Annotated in this window: 16 protein-coding genes; 6 read left to right on the top strand and 10 right to left on the bottom strand. The window is 48.0% G+C overall.

What is annotated here, in order from left to right; all coding sequences use genetic code 11:
• Nucleotides 1-7: 7 nt before the first annotated feature.
• Genes B4O97_RS07765 through holA form a run of 6 tightly spaced genes read left to right on the top strand, consistent with a single transcriptional unit; the run spans nt 8 to nt 5,550 of the window.
• Nucleotides 8-274: an HPr family phosphocarrier protein gene (locus B4O97_RS07765; RefSeq protein WP_083049772.1), complete on the top strand. Its 267-nt coding sequence runs from the start codon at nt 8-10 to the stop codon at nt 272-274.
• Nucleotides 261-821 (top strand): hypothetical protein, encoded by a 561-nt coding sequence (locus B4O97_RS07770; protein ID WP_083049773.1) that lies wholly within the window; start codon nt 261-263, stop codon nt 819-821. The genes B4O97_RS07765 and B4O97_RS07770 overlap by 14 nt, the downstream gene beginning before the upstream one ends.
• Entirely contained in the window at nt 818-2,578 is a 1,761-nt protein-coding gene (locus tag B4O97_RS07775) for a sensor histidine kinase (RefSeq protein WP_158084205.1), read from the top strand. The genes B4O97_RS07770 and B4O97_RS07775 overlap by 4 nt, the downstream gene beginning before the upstream one ends.
• Before the next feature lie 2 nt (nt 2,579-2,580).
• Nucleotides 2,581-3,948 (top strand): sigma-54-dependent transcriptional regulator, encoded by a 1,368-nt coding sequence (locus tag B4O97_RS07780; RefSeq protein ID WP_083049776.1) that lies wholly within the window; start codon nt 2,581-2,583, stop codon nt 3,946-3,948.
• On the top strand, nt 3,945-4,553 hold the full coding sequence (gene lexA, locus B4O97_RS07785) for a transcriptional repressor LexA (protein WP_083049778.1): 609 nt from the start codon (nt 3,945-3,947) through the stop codon (nt 4,551-4,553). Before B4O97_RS07780 ends, lexA begins: the two co-directional genes overlap by 4 nt.
• Nucleotides 4,546-5,550 (top strand): DNA polymerase III subunit delta, encoded by a 1,005-nt coding sequence (holA, locus tag B4O97_RS07790; protein ID WP_083049779.1) that lies wholly within the window; start codon nt 4,546-4,548, stop codon nt 5,548-5,550. Before lexA ends, holA begins: the two co-directional genes overlap by 8 nt.
• Here holA and uvrC read toward each other — a convergent pair.
• The 10 genes from uvrC to B4O97_RS07840 all read right to left on the bottom strand — a co-directional run bounded on the left by uvrC (nt 5,547) and on the right by B4O97_RS07840 (nt 16,360).
• A complete protein-coding gene (gene uvrC / locus B4O97_RS07795; protein ID WP_083049781.1) occupies nt 5,547-7,370 on the bottom strand; it encodes an excinuclease ABC subunit UvrC in 1,824 nt (607 codons plus the stop codon). The two genes, holA and uvrC, sit on opposite strands and share 4 nt — an antisense overlap.
• 88 nt (nt 7,371-7,458) lie before the next feature.
• Nucleotides 7,459-8,943: a CoA-acylating methylmalonate-semialdehyde dehydrogenase gene (locus B4O97_RS07800; RefSeq protein ID WP_083049782.1), complete on the bottom strand. Its 1,485-nt coding sequence runs from the start codon at nt 8,941-8,943 to the stop codon at nt 7,459-7,461.
• 9 nt (nt 8,944-8,952) lie between these two features.
• Nucleotides 8,953-10,047: a transaldolase family protein gene (locus B4O97_RS07805; protein ID WP_083049784.1), complete on the bottom strand. Its 1,095-nt coding sequence runs from the start codon at nt 10,045-10,047 to the stop codon at nt 8,953-8,955.
• Between the two features lie 241 nt (nt 10,048-10,288).
• Complete coding sequence (locus B4O97_RS07810; protein ID WP_083049785.1) at nt 10,289-11,056, bottom strand: sulfite exporter TauE/SafE family protein; 768 nt, start codon at nt 11,054-11,056, stop codon at nt 10,289-10,291.
• Nucleotides 11,053-12,264: an iron-containing alcohol dehydrogenase gene (locus tag B4O97_RS07815; RefSeq protein ID WP_083049787.1), complete on the bottom strand. Its 1,212-nt coding sequence runs from the start codon at nt 12,262-12,264 to the stop codon at nt 11,053-11,055. Before B4O97_RS07815 ends, B4O97_RS07810 begins: the two co-directional genes overlap by 4 nt.
• Nucleotides 12,265-12,273: 9 nt before the next feature.
• Nucleotides 12,274-12,759 (bottom strand): RpiB/LacA/LacB family sugar-phosphate isomerase, encoded by a 486-nt coding sequence (locus B4O97_RS07820; protein WP_083049788.1) that lies wholly within the window; start codon nt 12,757-12,759, stop codon nt 12,274-12,276.
• Nucleotides 12,756-13,691, bottom strand: coding sequence for a transketolase family protein (locus B4O97_RS07825; RefSeq protein ID WP_083049790.1), 936 nt, complete (start codon nt 13,689-13,691; stop codon nt 12,756-12,758). The genes B4O97_RS07820 and B4O97_RS07825 overlap by 4 nt, the downstream gene beginning before the upstream one ends.
• Before the next feature lie 24 nt (nt 13,692-13,715).
• Nucleotides 13,716-14,546, bottom strand: a complete 831-nt coding sequence (locus tag B4O97_RS07830; RefSeq protein WP_083049791.1) for a transketolase — start codon at nt 14,544-14,546, stop codon at nt 13,716-13,718.
• Nucleotides 14,547-14,601: 55 nt separating this feature from the next.
• Complete coding sequence (locus tag B4O97_RS07835; protein WP_083049793.1) at nt 14,602-15,447, bottom strand: carbohydrate ABC transporter permease; 846 nt, start codon at nt 15,445-15,447, stop codon at nt 14,602-14,604.
• Complete coding sequence (locus B4O97_RS07840; RefSeq protein ID WP_083049794.1) at nt 15,440-16,360, bottom strand: carbohydrate ABC transporter permease; 921 nt, start codon at nt 16,358-16,360, stop codon at nt 15,440-15,442. The genes B4O97_RS07835 and B4O97_RS07840 overlap by 8 nt, the downstream gene beginning before the upstream one ends.
• Nucleotides 16,361-16,367 lie beyond the last annotated feature (7 nt).

Here is a 16,367-nt window from a genome sequence, read left to right on the forward strand (position 1 = left end):
AGTAGGCATGGTTTCCAAAGAGGTTGTAATCAAGAACCGGGCGGGGATTCACGCCCGTCCGGCGGCGATGATTGTAAAGACGGCTAATGAATTTGACTCTCAGGTTTATCTGGAAAAGGACAGTACCCGGATAAACAGTAAATCCATAATGGGCATAATAACCCTGGGGGCCTCCTTCAACACAAAGCTGCGGGTCGTTGCCGAAGGTGATGATGAAGAGGCAGCGGTGGAAGCCATTGTCCATCTGTTCGAAAGTCGTTTTGAAGAAGAGTAAGCGATCGGTTCTGGTTCTCCTTGCATTGACTGCTGGAATCTTCCTTTATTCCCAGGAGGTCAGCGTCGATTCGGTACGCAGACACGGGGAGATCTTTCTTCTGGACTGCCGGATTCTTCTCGAGGATACCCGGCGGCTGCTCTCATCCCTGAATGAGGGAAACACCGTCATGATAGGCATCCGCCTGCGGGAGGGCTCATCGGAAAGCTCCATGTTCAATCCCCGGGCCGGGTACTATGAATATCAGCGCAGGGTAAGCTGGGACTCCGTGGAACGACTCTACGTGATCGAGGACCCCGAGGGTGAACGCCGCTTTTTTTCCCACAAGGATGCCCTGCTTGATGCGGTGCTGTCCTTCCGGGAACTGCCGATACAGGTGCCCTCCGGCAAACACAGCTTCCGCCTGAGGGGAGAAATACAGTGGAAGATGCTGCTTCCTCCCCTGAATATTCTCAGTCCCTTCCTGACAAAGCTGCGTTCCGCGGGGGAATGGAAGATGATAGACCTGTACAGACAAAAAAGTTCGGCGGGGATAAACGCAGAATGAGAAGAGGAAAACACCAGCCCCTGGGACCTATCAGCAGCATCCTCACCGTCACCCTGCTCTACATCATTCTGATTATCCTGGTCCTTGTTCTCGCCCGGCAGATCCTTATCGATATTTCCGCCGGCGAGCAGCTGGACAATATTTATATTATTCCCCTGGGAATCGTGCTGCCGGTCTTTCTTTTCGGAACCGTGGGATTACAGATAATCAAACTGATACGGGATCGCAGGGAAAACCGGCCGGGAACACGGTTCAAGACCAAACTGATGGTCTTTTTTTTCGCCATCAGCCTCCTCGCATCCCTCCCGCAGGCGATACTTTCTCTGGCCTTCATCGATACGGCCCTCCACTCCTGGTATTCCACGGATCTGGGCGAAGCCCTGGACGGCGGAGTAGAGATTGCCCTGGCCTATAACAGCGAGCGGGTGGACAATCTGGTCAATCTTGCCGAGAGCTCCCTCTTTTACCGTCTGCTGAATGAGTCGGATTACAGTTCCCTGTGGGAATCCCTGCAGGAAGCGAACAGTGCCGTTGACAGCCTGCAGATTTTCAGAGGTTTCGAGTCGGTCCATTTCTCCGGAGATCCGGTATTGATGCTCGATGAACCGCCGGAGACAATCGCCGAGAATGGTATTGTCCCGAAGGAGTACCTGGGTCCCGTTACGGTCCAGCGGGTAGCCAGGGAGTTCCGCGTAGGGGACGGCGATATAGTAAATATTGTATTCAGCAGCCGTTTCCCCGATGATTTCGGAGCTTCTGCGGAGAAACTGACCCAGAGCCGTCAGTCCTACCGCCAGATTCAGGAGTACAAGAACATATTCAGGATCATCCTGCTGATCTTTTTCTCCTATTTTTCCTTACCGGTATTTCTGCTCGCCATCCTGGTCAGTTTTCTTCTCAGCGACGAACTGATCCGGCCCATAGTCTCCCTGGAGGAGGCAACCCGCAGGGCCTCGGAGGGGGACTTCTCCTACCGGATTCTCGGACGCTCTCGGGACGAGCTTTCCATCCTGACCGCCTCCTTCAACCGGATGATGTCGGAACTGGAAAACAGCCGCCGCACCACCCTGCAGACCGAAAAGGTGACCGCCTGGCAGGAGATAGCCCAACGCCTGGCCCACGAAATCCGGAACCCCCTGACTCCCATCAAGCTCTCGGCCCAGCGAATACTCAGACGCTACGAAAAGGACCCGGGAAGGATCGGAGAAATCCTGGAAGGAGCAGTAAGTTCCATTATACGGGAGGTGGAAAACCTGGATCTGCTGCTTCAGGAGTTTCGGGATTTCGCCAGACTGCCCCGTCCTTCAAGGTATCCCATCAAACTGGCGAATCTCCTTGACGAGATAGGTTCCCAGTACCGTTCGGGATACCCCGATATATCCTTCGATTTCTCCGCCGTGGACCGGGATATCGAGCTGCCCCTGGACAGGGAACAGATCAGCCGGGTATTCACCAATCTTTTCAAGAACGCCGTGGAAGCCATGGGCAGCGAAGGAAGAATAATAGTCAGGACCGACCTTGTCCGAAAGGGAAATACCCGCTATTGTAGAGTGCAGGTTGAAGATTCCGGTAGCGGAATTGCGACGGAAAACCAGGGAGAAGTTTTTCATCCCTATTTTACCACCAAATCCCACGGCACCGGTCTCGGACTCCCCATTGTTGAACGTATTGTATTTGATCATCACGGTCAGATCTGGTTTGAATCCGCCATCGGGGTCGGCACGACCTTTTTTATCGATCTACCCCTGGAGCTTTAAGCATGAGTTTGGTACTGGTTATCGACGATGAACCCGGCATTCGCAGCGTTCTCCATGATATTCTCACCGATGAAGGTTACTCGGTCATCAGCGCCGAAGACGGTATCGAAGGTCTCGCCCTGCTCAGGGAGAATCCCGTCGATCTGGTAATCCTCGATGTATGGCTCCCCAACATGGGGGGAATCGATGTGCTGAAGCAGATCAAGGAGGAGTATCCCGATCTTGAGGTCATCGTGATTTCAGGACACGCGAACATCGACATGGCTGTTAAGGCGGTAAAACTGGGAGCCTTCGACTTCATTGAAAAACCCCTCTCCCTGGACAGACTTCTCACCATCTGCCGTAACGCCTTTCAGCTGGAAGAACTGCGCAGGGAAAACACCAACCTGAAAAGGTCCCTCTTCATCGAGGATGAGATTATCGGAGAGAGTCCGGGGATCAATAAGGTCAGGGAACGGATCCGTCAGAGCGCCGCCTCCGACGCCAAGGTCCTGATCCTGGGGGATAACGGTACGGGAAAAGAGCTGGTTGCCCGGGAGATCCACCGCCAGAGCGGCAGGGCCGCCGGGCCTTTTGTGGAGGTAAACTGCGCCGCCATTCCCGATACCCTGATCGAAAGCGAACTCTTCGGCCACGAAAAAGGGGCTTTTACCGGGGCAGTTTCCCGGAGAAAGGGCAAATTTGAGTCCGCCGACGGCGGTACCCTCTTTCTTGACGAGATAGCCGATATGTCCCTGAACGCCCAGGCCAAGGTTCTGCGGGTGATTCAGGAGCAGCTCTTTCAGCGTGTCGGCGGTGAGGTACAGATCAGCGTGAATGTACGCCTGCTGGCGGCAACGAACAAGGACATTCAGGCGGAGATCCGGGCCGGCCGCTTTCGGGAGGACCTGTTTTTCCGGCTCAACGTGGTACCTGTTCATGTTCCCTCTCTGCGGGATCGGCTGGAGGACCTGCCCCTGCTGGTGGAGTATTTTATGCGGAGATACGCCTCCGATGACCCCGCGGGGACAGTCAGGCATTTCTCCAATGAAGCAATGCAGGTTTTACAGAATTATTTATGGCCCGGAAACATAAGGGAATTGAAAAATTTCATAGAACGGATTAATATAATGAGCGACGAAGAGAGTATTTCAGCCGAGACCGCGTTATATTATCTTGGTGAACAGCAGGTCAGCCCTGCGCATACCGATCTTCGGGACTACCTCGATTTGAGACTGAACGAAGCAAAAGAGCTCTTTGAGAAACGGTTTCTTGAAACCAAGTTGCAGGAATGCGGATACAACATATCGCAGACCGCGGGGAATCTGGGTATCTATCCCAGTAACCTGCACAGTAAGATTAAGAAATACAGTATCGAGATCAAGAAATGAAGAAACTGACCAGTCGACAGAACGAAGTCCTCAGTTTTATTAAAGAGTATCTATCAGACCACCGGTATCCTCCAACGATCCGTGAGATTGCTTCCAATTTCTCCATCTCGGTTAAAGGAGCCTACGACCACGTTAAGGCCCTGGAAAAGAAGGGACACCTGCGTTCGGGCTCCAGTAAAAGCCGCGCCCTCGAGATCATCTCCCAGGATGGCTCCTCCGGTGACGAAATACTGGATATCCCGGTCCTTGGAAACGTAGCAGCGGGTATTCCGCTCTTTGCGGAGGAAAACTTCGACGGACAGGTCAGGGTTCCCGCTTCCCAGCTTTCCCGGGGTGAACATTTTGCCCTGAAGGTAAAGGGAGACAGCATGCAGAACGCAGGAATACTGGATGGAGACACAGCCGTCTTCCTGAAAACCGAGAGCGCCTATAACGGGGACATCATCGTTGCCCGCATAAACGACGAAGCGGTTACCCTGAAACGTTTCTACCGGGAAAAAAACCGGGTCAAACTGAAATCCGAGAATCCCGTCTACCCGCCTATCTACACCCAGAATGTCCGCGTTCTTGGAAAACTTCAGTATCTGATCCGCTGTTATGAGTAAATCCATCTTTCTTCTCCTGGGCCCCGAAAACGGGGAAAAGGAACGTTTTATCGCCCGTCTCCGCAGTGATCTGGAAAAGAAGGCCGGAGGGTCCCTGGAAACATCGAGCTTCTATCCCTACGACACCTCCATGGCGGATGTTGTTTCGGATATGCGAAACGGCTCACTCTTCGCTTCCAGCAAACTGGTAAAAATCAGCCGCATCGAGGATCTGAAAAAAGAGGGAGTAGATTCCCTGATCGAATATATCGCCTCCCCTGCCCCGGGAGTGACCCTGCTTCTCCTTTCAGATGAAATCGGGAGTGACCCGAAAAGCCCTCCGGGAAAACTGAAAAAGCCTCTTCCAAAGGAGAATGTTAAGATCTTCTGGGAGCTCTTTGAGAACCAGAAACAGGGCTGGATTCTCTCCTACTTCCGGGAAAAAAAGATGGGGATCCATCAGGAGGCCCTGGAACTTCTTCTGGACCTGGTGGACAACAACACCCTGGACCTGAAGGAGGCCTGCGGACGCCTTGCCCTTTACTATGGAGAAGGACGCCAGCTGAGTGTGGAGGATGTGGAAAGCCAGATACTCCACAGCAAGGAAGAGAACGTCTTCAGCCTCTTTGCCAAGATTGCCGAGGGGGATCTGGCCGGCAGCCTGGATATCTGCATCAAGATTCTGGAATCCGGAGCAGGTCAGGCGGTGCAGATCCTGGGAGGGATAATCTGGCAGTTCCGCAGGCTCCACGCCCTGCGTCTGCTTTTGGACAGCAACTTCAGCGAACAGGAAGCCCTCAACCGGGTCAACATCCGGGGCAAACGGAACGGGCAGATCAGCCTGCAGGGAGCAGCCAACTACAGCTCCGAGGATCTGGGCCGTATTCTCGCCCTCCAGGCCCGCTACGACGGGCTCCTGCGAAGCACTCCCGCCGAAGCCCATTCCCATGTATTGAGCATGTTTTTCTACTACGCCGTCGCCCGCAAGGGTCTGGAAGAAGAGCCGGTTCTGCCTTAATTTCCGGAATCCGGTTTCTTCGCCGAGAATTCCGCCACCACCCGTTCCGCCACCGCTTCCGGAAGCCGTCCACGGTTCCGCAGATCCTCGTAACTGGCCGCGGACAGCCCGTCGATACCTCCGAACTCCTGAATCAGCGCGGCAGCCCGGCGCTCTCCGATTCCGGGAATACCCGTCAAGCGGCCCAGATGCAGATCAGAGCTCCTCTGACGGCGGCTCAGGGAGGTGGCGAAACGGTGGGACTCGTCCCGCACCGCCTGCAGGACCTTCAGGGCCTCCGCGGTCTCCGGCAGACTCACCGGATCACTCCGGCCGGGAAGAAAGATCTCCTCATTCTTTTTCGCAAGACCGATTACCGCGACCTCCTCAAGACCCAGCCCCCGGATGATTTCCAGTGCCGCATTGAGCTGACCCTTACCGCCGTCGATGACTACCAGGTCCGGACGGGGAAGACCTTCATTCAGCACCCGGGTATAACGCCGGGCCATGGCCTCCCGCATGGCCTGAAAATCGTCGATTTCACCTTTTAAACTGCGTATATTGAAGGAGCGGTAGTTCTTCTTGTCAGGGTTCCCGTTGTAGAAGGAGACCAGAGAAGCCACGGTATGCTTTCCCGCCAGGTGGGCGATATCAAAGCCCTCGATACGCCGGGGCAGACTCCCGAGTCCCAGTACTATACGAAGTTCCTCCAGGGCAGGCAGATTGGCCGAGGCCTTCTGTCTCTTCTGGACATCCATGGAGGCGTTCTCCAAGGCCATGTGCACGATGGATCGATGCCGCCCTTCCTCCGGGACCTCCACGGAGCATTCAGTCCATCCCTGGGAGCTGAAAAATTCCCCCAGAAGAGCCTTGTTGACCCGGTGGGAGAGATAGATGATCTCCGGTGGCCGGTGGTCCGGGGTATAATACTGCAGGAGAAAATCGAAGAGGAGCTCTTCCTCGTCCTGGGGACTCACATTGCCGTAGAGCTCACGGCCCACCAGCTTGCCTCCCCGCATCTGCATTACCGCGAAGGATGCAAAGCGTCCCGCCGTTGCCACCGCAAGGTAGTCCCGGGATTCCTCCTGGAAATCCTGGACCTGCTGTCCCTCCTCGACGCTCACCACCGCGGCGATGGAATCCCGCAGGGAGGCGGCCTTTTCGAACTTGAGGTCCGCAGCAGCCTCTTCCATCTCCGCCTTCAGATCGGAGATCAGCTCCTCCGTTGCCCCGGAGAGGAGTTTCCTCACCCGGTCCACCTCTCTGGCGTAATCCTCCCGGCTGATTTTTCCGACGCAGGGGGCCCTGCAGCGGCCGATGTGATAGTAGAGGCAGGGAGTATCCCGTTTTTTCAGCTTTCCTTTGCACTTTCTCAAGGGAAAGAGCCGCTCGATGAGTTCGAGATAGCGGTCGACACTGCGGGCATCCGGATAGGGACCGAAGTATTCCGAACCGTCCCGCACAATCCGGCGGGTACGGAAAACCCGGGGAAACTCATCCGCGGTAATCCGTATTACCGGGTAGCTCTTCCCGTCCTTGAGGTTCACATTGTAGCGGGGTGTCCACTGCTTGATCAGGTTGTTTTCAAGGACCAGGGCCTCGTACTCGTTGGCAGTTACGATGTATTCGATGGAGGCGATACGCTGAACCAGGAAGCGGGTCTTGATGTCCTTTTCCCCGATAAAATAGGAACCCGCCCGCTTGCGCAGGTCCACCGCCTTGCCCACGTAGATGACCCGGGAGGAGGAATCCTTCATTATGTAGACCCCCGGGCTGTGGGGGAACTCCGCAACCTGTTCCTTGAGATCGATCAGCCGTTCATCGTCGCCGCGTTCCTTCATAAATCGGGATAAAAATACTCCATTTTCAGGGAAGAAAAAAGCCGTCCGAAGAAGATCTCCGGACGGCGGTGATTCAGTTCGGGCAATGTCAGCCCTCTTCTGACCAGAAGCGTTCGGTAATGATCTTGTCCTCGGTATAAAAATTGACAATCGCCTTGCCCTGGGCCTTGATGTCGGCGAACTGGGAGTTCTTCATACCGCCGAAGGGAAGGTAGGCCACCGGAGCGGGAATCCCGACGTTCACGCCGATCATGCCGGCCTTGACCTCGATCTTGAACTTCCGGGCGAACCAGCCGTTCTGGGTGTAGATGGAGGCGCCGTTGCCGTACTGGTGATCGTTGATGATGCCGATTGCCTCGTCCAGGCTGTCGGCCTTCAGAATGACCACCACGGGTCCGAAGATCTCGGTCTGGTGGATCTGCATTCCCGGTTTGACCCCGCCGAAAACCGTGGGACCGATATAGTAGCCCTTCTCGTATCCCGCGACCTTGATATCCCGGCCGTCCAGGAGCAGTTCGGCCCCCTCCTTGACCCCCGTGTCGATCATCCCCAGGATAAACTCCTTCGCTTTGGCGGAGATTACCGGTCCCATTACCATGCTCTCGTCGGCCACCGCCGGATCGAGGGGATTGGTGGTGATTACATCCCTGGCTGCCCTGACGAACTCTTCGGTCACCCTGGCGTAGGTATCGTCCCCGACGCAGACAATGGCGGAGGCAGCCATGCAGCGCTGTCCTGCACAACCGAAACAGGAGGTGATCATGTTCCGGATAACCTCGTTGAGACGGGCGTCCGGCATGACCACCAGGTGATTCTTGGCGCCCCCCATGGCCTGGAAGCGTTTGCCGTTCTCAGCGCACTTTCTGGCCATCAGCCTGCAGGTGGGAGTGGACCCCACCAGGGAGACTCCCTGCACCAGGGGATGTTCCATGAAGGCATCCGCCACAGTCCGGTCACCGTTGATGAGGGTATAGACTCCCGCCGGAAGTCCCGTCTGATGGATCAGCTCGGTAATGAAGTTCATCGTGTTCGGCACCTGTTTAGAAGCCTTGACGACGAAGCTGTTTCCCGTGGCTATCGCATAGGGCAGAAACCAGAAGGGGACCATGGCGGGAAAGTTAAAGGGAGCAATCATACCAAAAACCCCCATGGGAAGACGGATCACCTCTCCGTCGATCTCGAAGGAGGCCCCGATCAGCTTGTCGCCCTGCTGCATCACCGGCATGCCGCAGGCCACCTCGACGTTTTCGAAAACCCGCTTCATCTCCGCCCTGGCGTCAGGCAAAGACTTGCCCATCTCCTCCACCAGAATGCGGCTGATCTTCTCCTCGTTCTCCTCCAGTAAATCCCGCAGCTTGAAGAGGTAGCTCACCCGCCTGGAGACGGGAACATCCTTCCAGGAAAGATAGGCCTCGTAGGCTGCTTCAATCGCCCTGTCGGTCTCCTGCCGCGGGGTCAGGGGGACCTGGGAGATCACCTCTCCGGTGCTCGGGTTTTCAACATCCAGGTAGGACGCGCCGGCGGGATCCACCCACGCGCCGTTTACATAGTTCTTGAGTTTACGGACTGCCATTATTTTCTCCTACTCTCCTTGAATATCTGGATCAGACAACATAAGATCCCGTATCATCTGCAACAGTTTATCATAACCTTCAATAAAAGATCTCAAAGTTCTTCTAGTCGCTCCAAAAGATTCAAATTCCTCTAGAGTTAATCCCTCTTCATCATAAGCTTTTTGGAAATCCGGGAATTTTCTGTACAGTTCATCGATGATTCTATCATCAACAGGATCATCTATTCTGTCCTTAACCGTTATATCAGAAGAATTAAATTTTTTCTGCCATCCATATGGAATAGTCATGGATAATTCTCCACCGATAAATTGTGACCAATGCATATGGTTTCGATAAGCTGCCGCCAATAAACGGGAAGAATAACCACGTTCTTTAAAAATTTTATAAGCCTTTTTTAGAGTTGCCACCCCTGCCCATTCAAAATAACCAGGATCGGTAATAATCCCTTTGCGATCAGCAACGATTTTTAACCAATCATCAAGGCGTCCTACCATGATTGTGCAAATAGGACTCATTGTCGAGCTATCTATCCCTTCCTTTGCTCTGCGTGAGATTCCTCTTTCCACAGCTTCTGCAACCGCAATACTCTGGGGTACGGTAAAACACACCGTAGCGTTTATGCTTACACCTTTATACGTAAGTTCTTCTATAGTCTCGATACCGGCCTTTGTAACCGGAATCTTTATGTTATTATTTGGATAGAGAGAAGCAAAATGAATTGCTTGGTCGACCATAACCTCTGAGTTTCGAAAAAATCTTGGGTTGGTTTGAATTGATAATCTCCCTTTTTTTCCATTACTCTTTTCAAAAATAGGATGCAGCAGGATTGCTGCCTTCATAGTCATTTCTTCTATGATTCGCCACGCTAATGTTTCCTCATCGGAATCAGATGATTCATCAATCAATGCTTTTAACCTGGGTTTCCATTCTTCAAACTCCGCTTTAAGCACATTCCCAACGATAACAGGATTGCTAGTTCCACCTACTGCTCCATTTTCAATGGCATAGCTCATTTCATTAACCGAGCATGAGTCGTTCCAAAAATCCGTACATGTTGTCTCTGCCATTTCATGGAGCGGTCCATACAATTTAGCATCTTTCATAATTACCTCTCTTTATTTTATAGCCCTATAAACTGCTTATAAGGCAATTTCTGGTACAAATTATTATGTGTCGTTGTTTTTATATAATCCAGAGGCAATTATACCCTCTAAGGTTTCCATGGCCTGAGCAACTGTAGTTCTTTTTTGGATTTTTCTGTTACTTTTATTATTGTCTGATAATTTATACATATCGCAATTATAATCATCATTATTGACATAAATTCATCTTCCCCAAGGAAAATCACGACACAAGCATTATTATTCCGGTCATACCGAGGACAGCCGATATTATAGGTTTGACATTAAACTTACTAAAATAATTGTGAGCCGCATCGCCAATCCATATGCCAAGAAAAAGAAATGGTATCAAAATTGCTGTATCTCGAAAATTTTGCACAGTAAAAGAGCTTGATATAAAGTAGTTGAGTATTAGAATGGTATTGAAGGTTATCCATAATAAGCTAAGAGTAGATCGAAAGGAACCAAAATCCTTTATAGCTGAGGCAGTGTATAAAACAATCAGAGGTCCTCCTGAGGCAAAAGCTCCGTGTATTACTCCACCAAGTATTAGCAAGGCATACAAACTCCATCTTTTAACTACACTGAAATTATTGATTAGAATCTTGGTTCTATGGGAATTTTTAAATTTTATTATTTTGACTTCAATTAGATTTTTGATAGAGATTATTATAATAAAAATCGCAAGTGCTTTCTGGAGGAAAGAAGCCTGGAATATCCTGAATATAATTATCCCAAATGGCAATCCAATGGAAACGAAGGCAAGAATAATTAAATATTGCCGGAAAACAATCCTTCTCCAATGTAGACATACAATATAAAGAGAGAGAATCCAAGATAAAATCGCTAACGTCGGTATTGCCGCTTTCAGACTAATGATCTGAGATAGAAAAGGTAAAGCCAGAACTGTCGAACCAAATCCTGTAACAGTTTGAACCAGATGTGTAATTAACACAATAGAACCAGAAGCCAAGATCTGAATAACAGTCATATTACCTTTCTCTTGATAATTGAACGTATAAGCTCAAGATCTATTGGAATAATATTATTATTCATTTTGGGATCATCGAGACAAGCATCAAACGCGGCAAAAGAATCTCCTCTACCATTCGGATGGAACTGGCTTACCATTGCGTTTTCAAGACTGTCAAAATCAGAACCCAAACCCAAATCCGAACGAAGCCTTTTAATCGCAACTCCTAGCTTTTTTACTGCGTTATTTATATTACTGCCATCCGCAATGCTCAGCTCCCTTGCAATACGAAAGAGTTTATTAGCAACATACTCATTTTTCGAGTTAATATCATACACAGCGTCAGTAAAGAAAGCACATGCATAACCATGGGGTACATGCCACATTTCAGATAGAACAAATGAAAGTGCATGAATAGCAGCTGTTCCAGTCTTATCAAATGCTATCCCAGCTAAGTTTGCTCCACACAATAGCGAATATCGCTCGTTTGCTCCAGGATATCGTTCTTTTTCACTATCAGCGGCTTCTTTCCAAGCTTTTCGGATACTGTTATATATCCTTATAAACGCTTGTTCTGCGATACTATCAGAAACTGCTGAAGCATTCTTATTCCACAGAGCCTCTAAAGCATGGGTTAAAGCATCAAAACCAGTGATCGCTACCAAGAAAGCTGGCAAAGAAGAAACAAGCTCTTCGCACAATATGGCTGCATTTGGACGCAGGAGATCAGAAGCTAACGTATGTTTTCTACCACATCCTGATGTGTATACACCGAACCTTGTAACCTCTGACCCTGTTCCTGTGGTTGTGGGAACAAGTACAAGAGGAATCCCATTTTTTAATACTTTTCGTATCGCATCCCTTCCAAGATACTCATCAAGTTTTCCTTGATTGATTAGAAGCATGGCGACAGCCTTTGCTGAGTCAAGAGTCGAACCGCCACCGATGCCAATAATCAGATTTGGTTTTAATTTCTTTGCAGACTCAACCATTATGTCTATATCTCGGCATTCAGGATTAGGTACAATTCTATCTAAAACAGTTATCTCCTTTTCTATTGAAAGTTTATCCAATACTGTTTCTATAACAGGGTCGCTTCTCGGATCTTTGATAATTAAGATCGGTCCATCATTAGCGTCCAAATATAATAAAACCCGATTAATAACATCCAAAGAAAAAGTCTTTGTTTCGACAATTTGTACTTGACTTGCCAGGAATTCGATCATTAAAGAACCCTATCTCATAGTCCTGGTCTCAAGTTCAACAACTTGATTAAAAGCATTAGTAAGGAAATCTTTCTTGAACTCCATTTTCTGAGTGAAGGATACCGAAAGCCATGCTTCTACTATCTGTGTTGCAAGAAAAGGGGCTGTTATCCACCCTCCCATAGTGATAATATTAGCATTATTAATAATCTTAGATCGCTCTGCAGCAAAGACCCCATCCACAACACAGGCATAAATCCCTTTATGCTTGTTGGCTACAATTGCCATTCCCTGACCAGTACCGCATATCAGAATACCTTTATCCGCCTTTCCCTCTTGGATACATTCTGCTACCTTTGGGGCTTGGATGAAATATGGCTGAGGGTGTTCTTCATCCTCTATTCCAAAATCAATAATATTAAGGTCATCTTTTTCTTTCAGATAATCCACAACTGCATTCTTAAGAGGAAAGCCGGATAAATCTGACGCAATAGCGATTGTATTTTCCTTTTTCACATAGCACTCCTATGTAGTACCGCCTGTATAATTGATTCATGACTCAAGCCATAATTCATCTTCAACCATTCTTCTGTTCCAACCTGCCCAAATAAATCATCAACTCCAATTCTGACTAATGGTACAGATAGTCCATTTTCTGCTATCAACTCTGCAACTGCACTACCTAGTCCATTTTTTTTCTGATGATTCTCGCAGGTTAGTACAATTTTAGATTCTTTAATCTCTTTAAGTAACAAATCCTCATCAAGAGGTTTTAATGAAAGAACGTCGATCACAGAAACGTGAACCCCTCGTTCTTCGAGTTCATTGGCAGCCAAAAGAGCCTCGTTCAGCATAATACCACCCAAAGCCAATAAAAGGACTCCTCCTTCTCCACCATTCTTTACTATTTTTGCTTTACCAATTTCAAAGGTTTCATCTTCTTTATACAGAACAGGTAATTCCTTCCTGTATAGACGAAAATAGACAGGCCCTGGATAATCTATCACAGATCTCAATAACCCAATGCATGAAACAGGATCTGAAGGTTCAATAACAGGGAGCCCTGGAATTATTCTCATTAATCCCAAATCCTCGAAGGGCATATGGGTTCCGCCATTAAAGGCCGCAGCCACACCAGGATCTGTGCCAACAAGCTTAACTCCAAGTTTCGCGTAGGCTGCCGATATAAAGAATTGATCAAATACACGTCTTGATGCAAAGCAGCCAAAGGTATGCGCAAAAGGTATTTTGCCTACAGAAGCAAGGCCTGCAGCAATACCTATCATGTTTGATTCAGCAACTCCGGCATTTATTTTTCTATCTGGATAACTATCAGCAAAAGACGCGGTTGCTCCTGCTTTTCCGAGATCAGCATCTAAGAAAACAATGCGTTTATCTTTCTCAGCTGTTTTAAGAAGTTCATCCATGAAAACAGTTCGCATATCCATAGCTTCTACACTCCTATTCCTCGCCTATCTTAGTTCTCTATCTAATGCTTCTAAGGCGTCTTTTAACTGAGCTGGACTTACTGACATATTATGACTATTAAGATCACCCTCAGCAAATGAGCATCCTTTTCCTTTAATTGTATCAAGGATTATCATAGTAGGCTTTTCCTTGCTATTTCGTGCAGAGCATATAGCCGAATCAATGAGTTCATGATCATGTCCATCAGCCCTTAGAACATTCCACCCAAAGCTTTGCCATTTTCCTTCAATATCACCTAGATCCATAACCTCTTGAGTAGGTCCATCAATCTGCATTTTATTGTAATCTGTAAATGCGATAAGTCGTTTGAGCCTGTATTGTGAAGCAAACATAGCAGCTTCCCAAATTTGTCCTTCGTCAGTCTCACCATCTCCAATAATGCAGTATATCCATCCATTTATCCCATCTATTTTATATCCAAGAGCCATCCCACAAGCTGCTGACAACCCTTGACCAAGTGAACCTGTAGTCATATCTATTCCAGGGGTTAAATTCCGATCGCAATGGCTGGGCAGCCGAGTTCCCCCACAATTAAGAGTTAGCAACCACTCCTGCGGGAAAAAACCAACCAGAGAAAGCGTTGCATAAAGAGCCGGTCCAGCGTGTCCCTTCGAAAGTACCAGCCGGTCACGATCTATTTTTGATGGATTTTGTGGGTCGCAATTTATCCAACGTCCATACAAGACTGCAAGAGCATCAATAATGGACATGGTACCTCCGACATGCCCTACCCCAAGATTTCCTATTCCCTGTAAAGCCAACTTCCGTATTTCTGTAGCAAATCTTACAGATTCGCCGATCTCAGTGGCAGTCACCTCAACAACTCCTATTTTTATAAGATTCTCATCACTGTAAAGAAACGCTTTCTTTTTATTTTATAGCTCCCATCGTCATCCCTCGTATTACATATTTTTGCAGGAAAATGAACGCGATGATAATCGGGAGACTAGCAAGGGCTGAAAAAGACATCATTGTGGTCCAATCTGTAACAAATTCAGAAAGTAAACTGTAAATAGCAATAGTTAAAACCCTGTTGCTCCATGATTCAACAACAATCATCGCAAAAAGGAATTCATTCCAAGCCAAAAGGAATGTATATAAACCTGTACCGACCATTGCAGGGAAACTAATTCGAATCGTTACGCGCCATAACGCCCCAAGTCGTGTACATCCGTCAACCATTGCCGCTTCCTCAAGCTCGATGGGCAGTTCCTGAAAATAATTCCTGAGCATTAAAATGGAAAAAGGCAGGCAAAAACTAAGATACACTAGAATAAGAGATAGGAGATTGTCATAAAGACCCAGTTTTACAACGACCTGGAAATATGGCAATGACAGCAATACTAACGGGAAGGTCTGAGTAGCAAGGAGAAAAAGGATTAAAGCTCTTTTCCCGCGGAAATTAAATCGTGCAAGACCATATCCCGATAAACTTCCAAAAAAAAGAGCAAGTAAGGTAACAGTTAAAGAGACAAAATAACTGTTCCAAAAGCATCGTAAATATCTCAAGTTAGTTAAAACTTTTTTATATGAATCAAATGTGAATTTTTCGGGAATCCATGTCGGTGGAATCTTCAATACTTCAACATTCGGTCGGAAGGAAACAGTGACCATCCATGCAACTGGAAGTAGAAGGACTATACCAAAAGAGAGGAGTACAGCATAAAGAGTAAGACGGGAGATTTTCCGTTGAACCCTGTAAGATGACTTAATCATTCCCAGTCTCTCCTTTTTTTAAATTACGTATATAGAAAGTACTAAATATCAACATTACCAGGAACATTATAACGGCCTCAGCGGCAGCATATCCCCATTTGAGAGATCGGAAAGCAAGGTTATATATATGAGTAGTCATGACCTCTGAACTATTCATAGGACCGCCGCCTGTCATGGCAAATATGATATCAAAATGTCTAAAAGTCCAAATTATATCCAATAATCCTACAGTAAACATTGTCCCTTTCAGTGCAGGGATTGTGATGTAAAAGAAACTTTTAATTGGAGATGCCCCATCAATTCTGGCAGCTTCATACAGCTCATCAGGGATCCCTTGTAATGCAGCCAGTAACATTACCATCGTAAAAGGATAACCTCTCCAGATATTTACTACTGTAACGGATAATAACGAAAGATTTGGATTCCCAATCCAGTTGATGCTCTGGCCGCGTCCACTTAGGAGATTAAATGACGTCAGTAAACCATTCAACATTCCGAAAGGGTTATATATGAGTATCCAGATCATTGCGGCAACTGTGGGTGCCAAAAGCCAAGGGATTATCAAAAAACCTCTGAACAAACTACGAATATTAGAATTGATATGTTGATTTAGGATCAAAGCCAGGCTCAGTCCGATAAGGAAATGAAATATCACACTGTTTATGGTAAAGTAACTTGTCTGTAATAAAGCTTTCCAGAAAACAGGATCAGAAAAAAGTTGAATATAATTTGATAATCCGATAAACTCTCTTTCCAGAAGATTCCCTTGAAAAAAACTCAGAACCATTACTTGAATTAGTGGATACACTAAAAGTACAAGTAAAATAATAATGCCGGGTAGAACAAAAAAATATGCCTGCATTTTCTTAAGAGTAAAAAATTTATTGCTACGCAAAATGCCTGTTTCGACCATAAATCTA

It is taken from the genome of Marispirochaeta aestuarii (assembly GCF_002087085.1).
Taxonomy (GTDB): Bacteria; Spirochaetota; Spirochaetia; order JC444; family Marispirochaetaceae; genus Marispirochaeta; species Marispirochaeta aestuarii.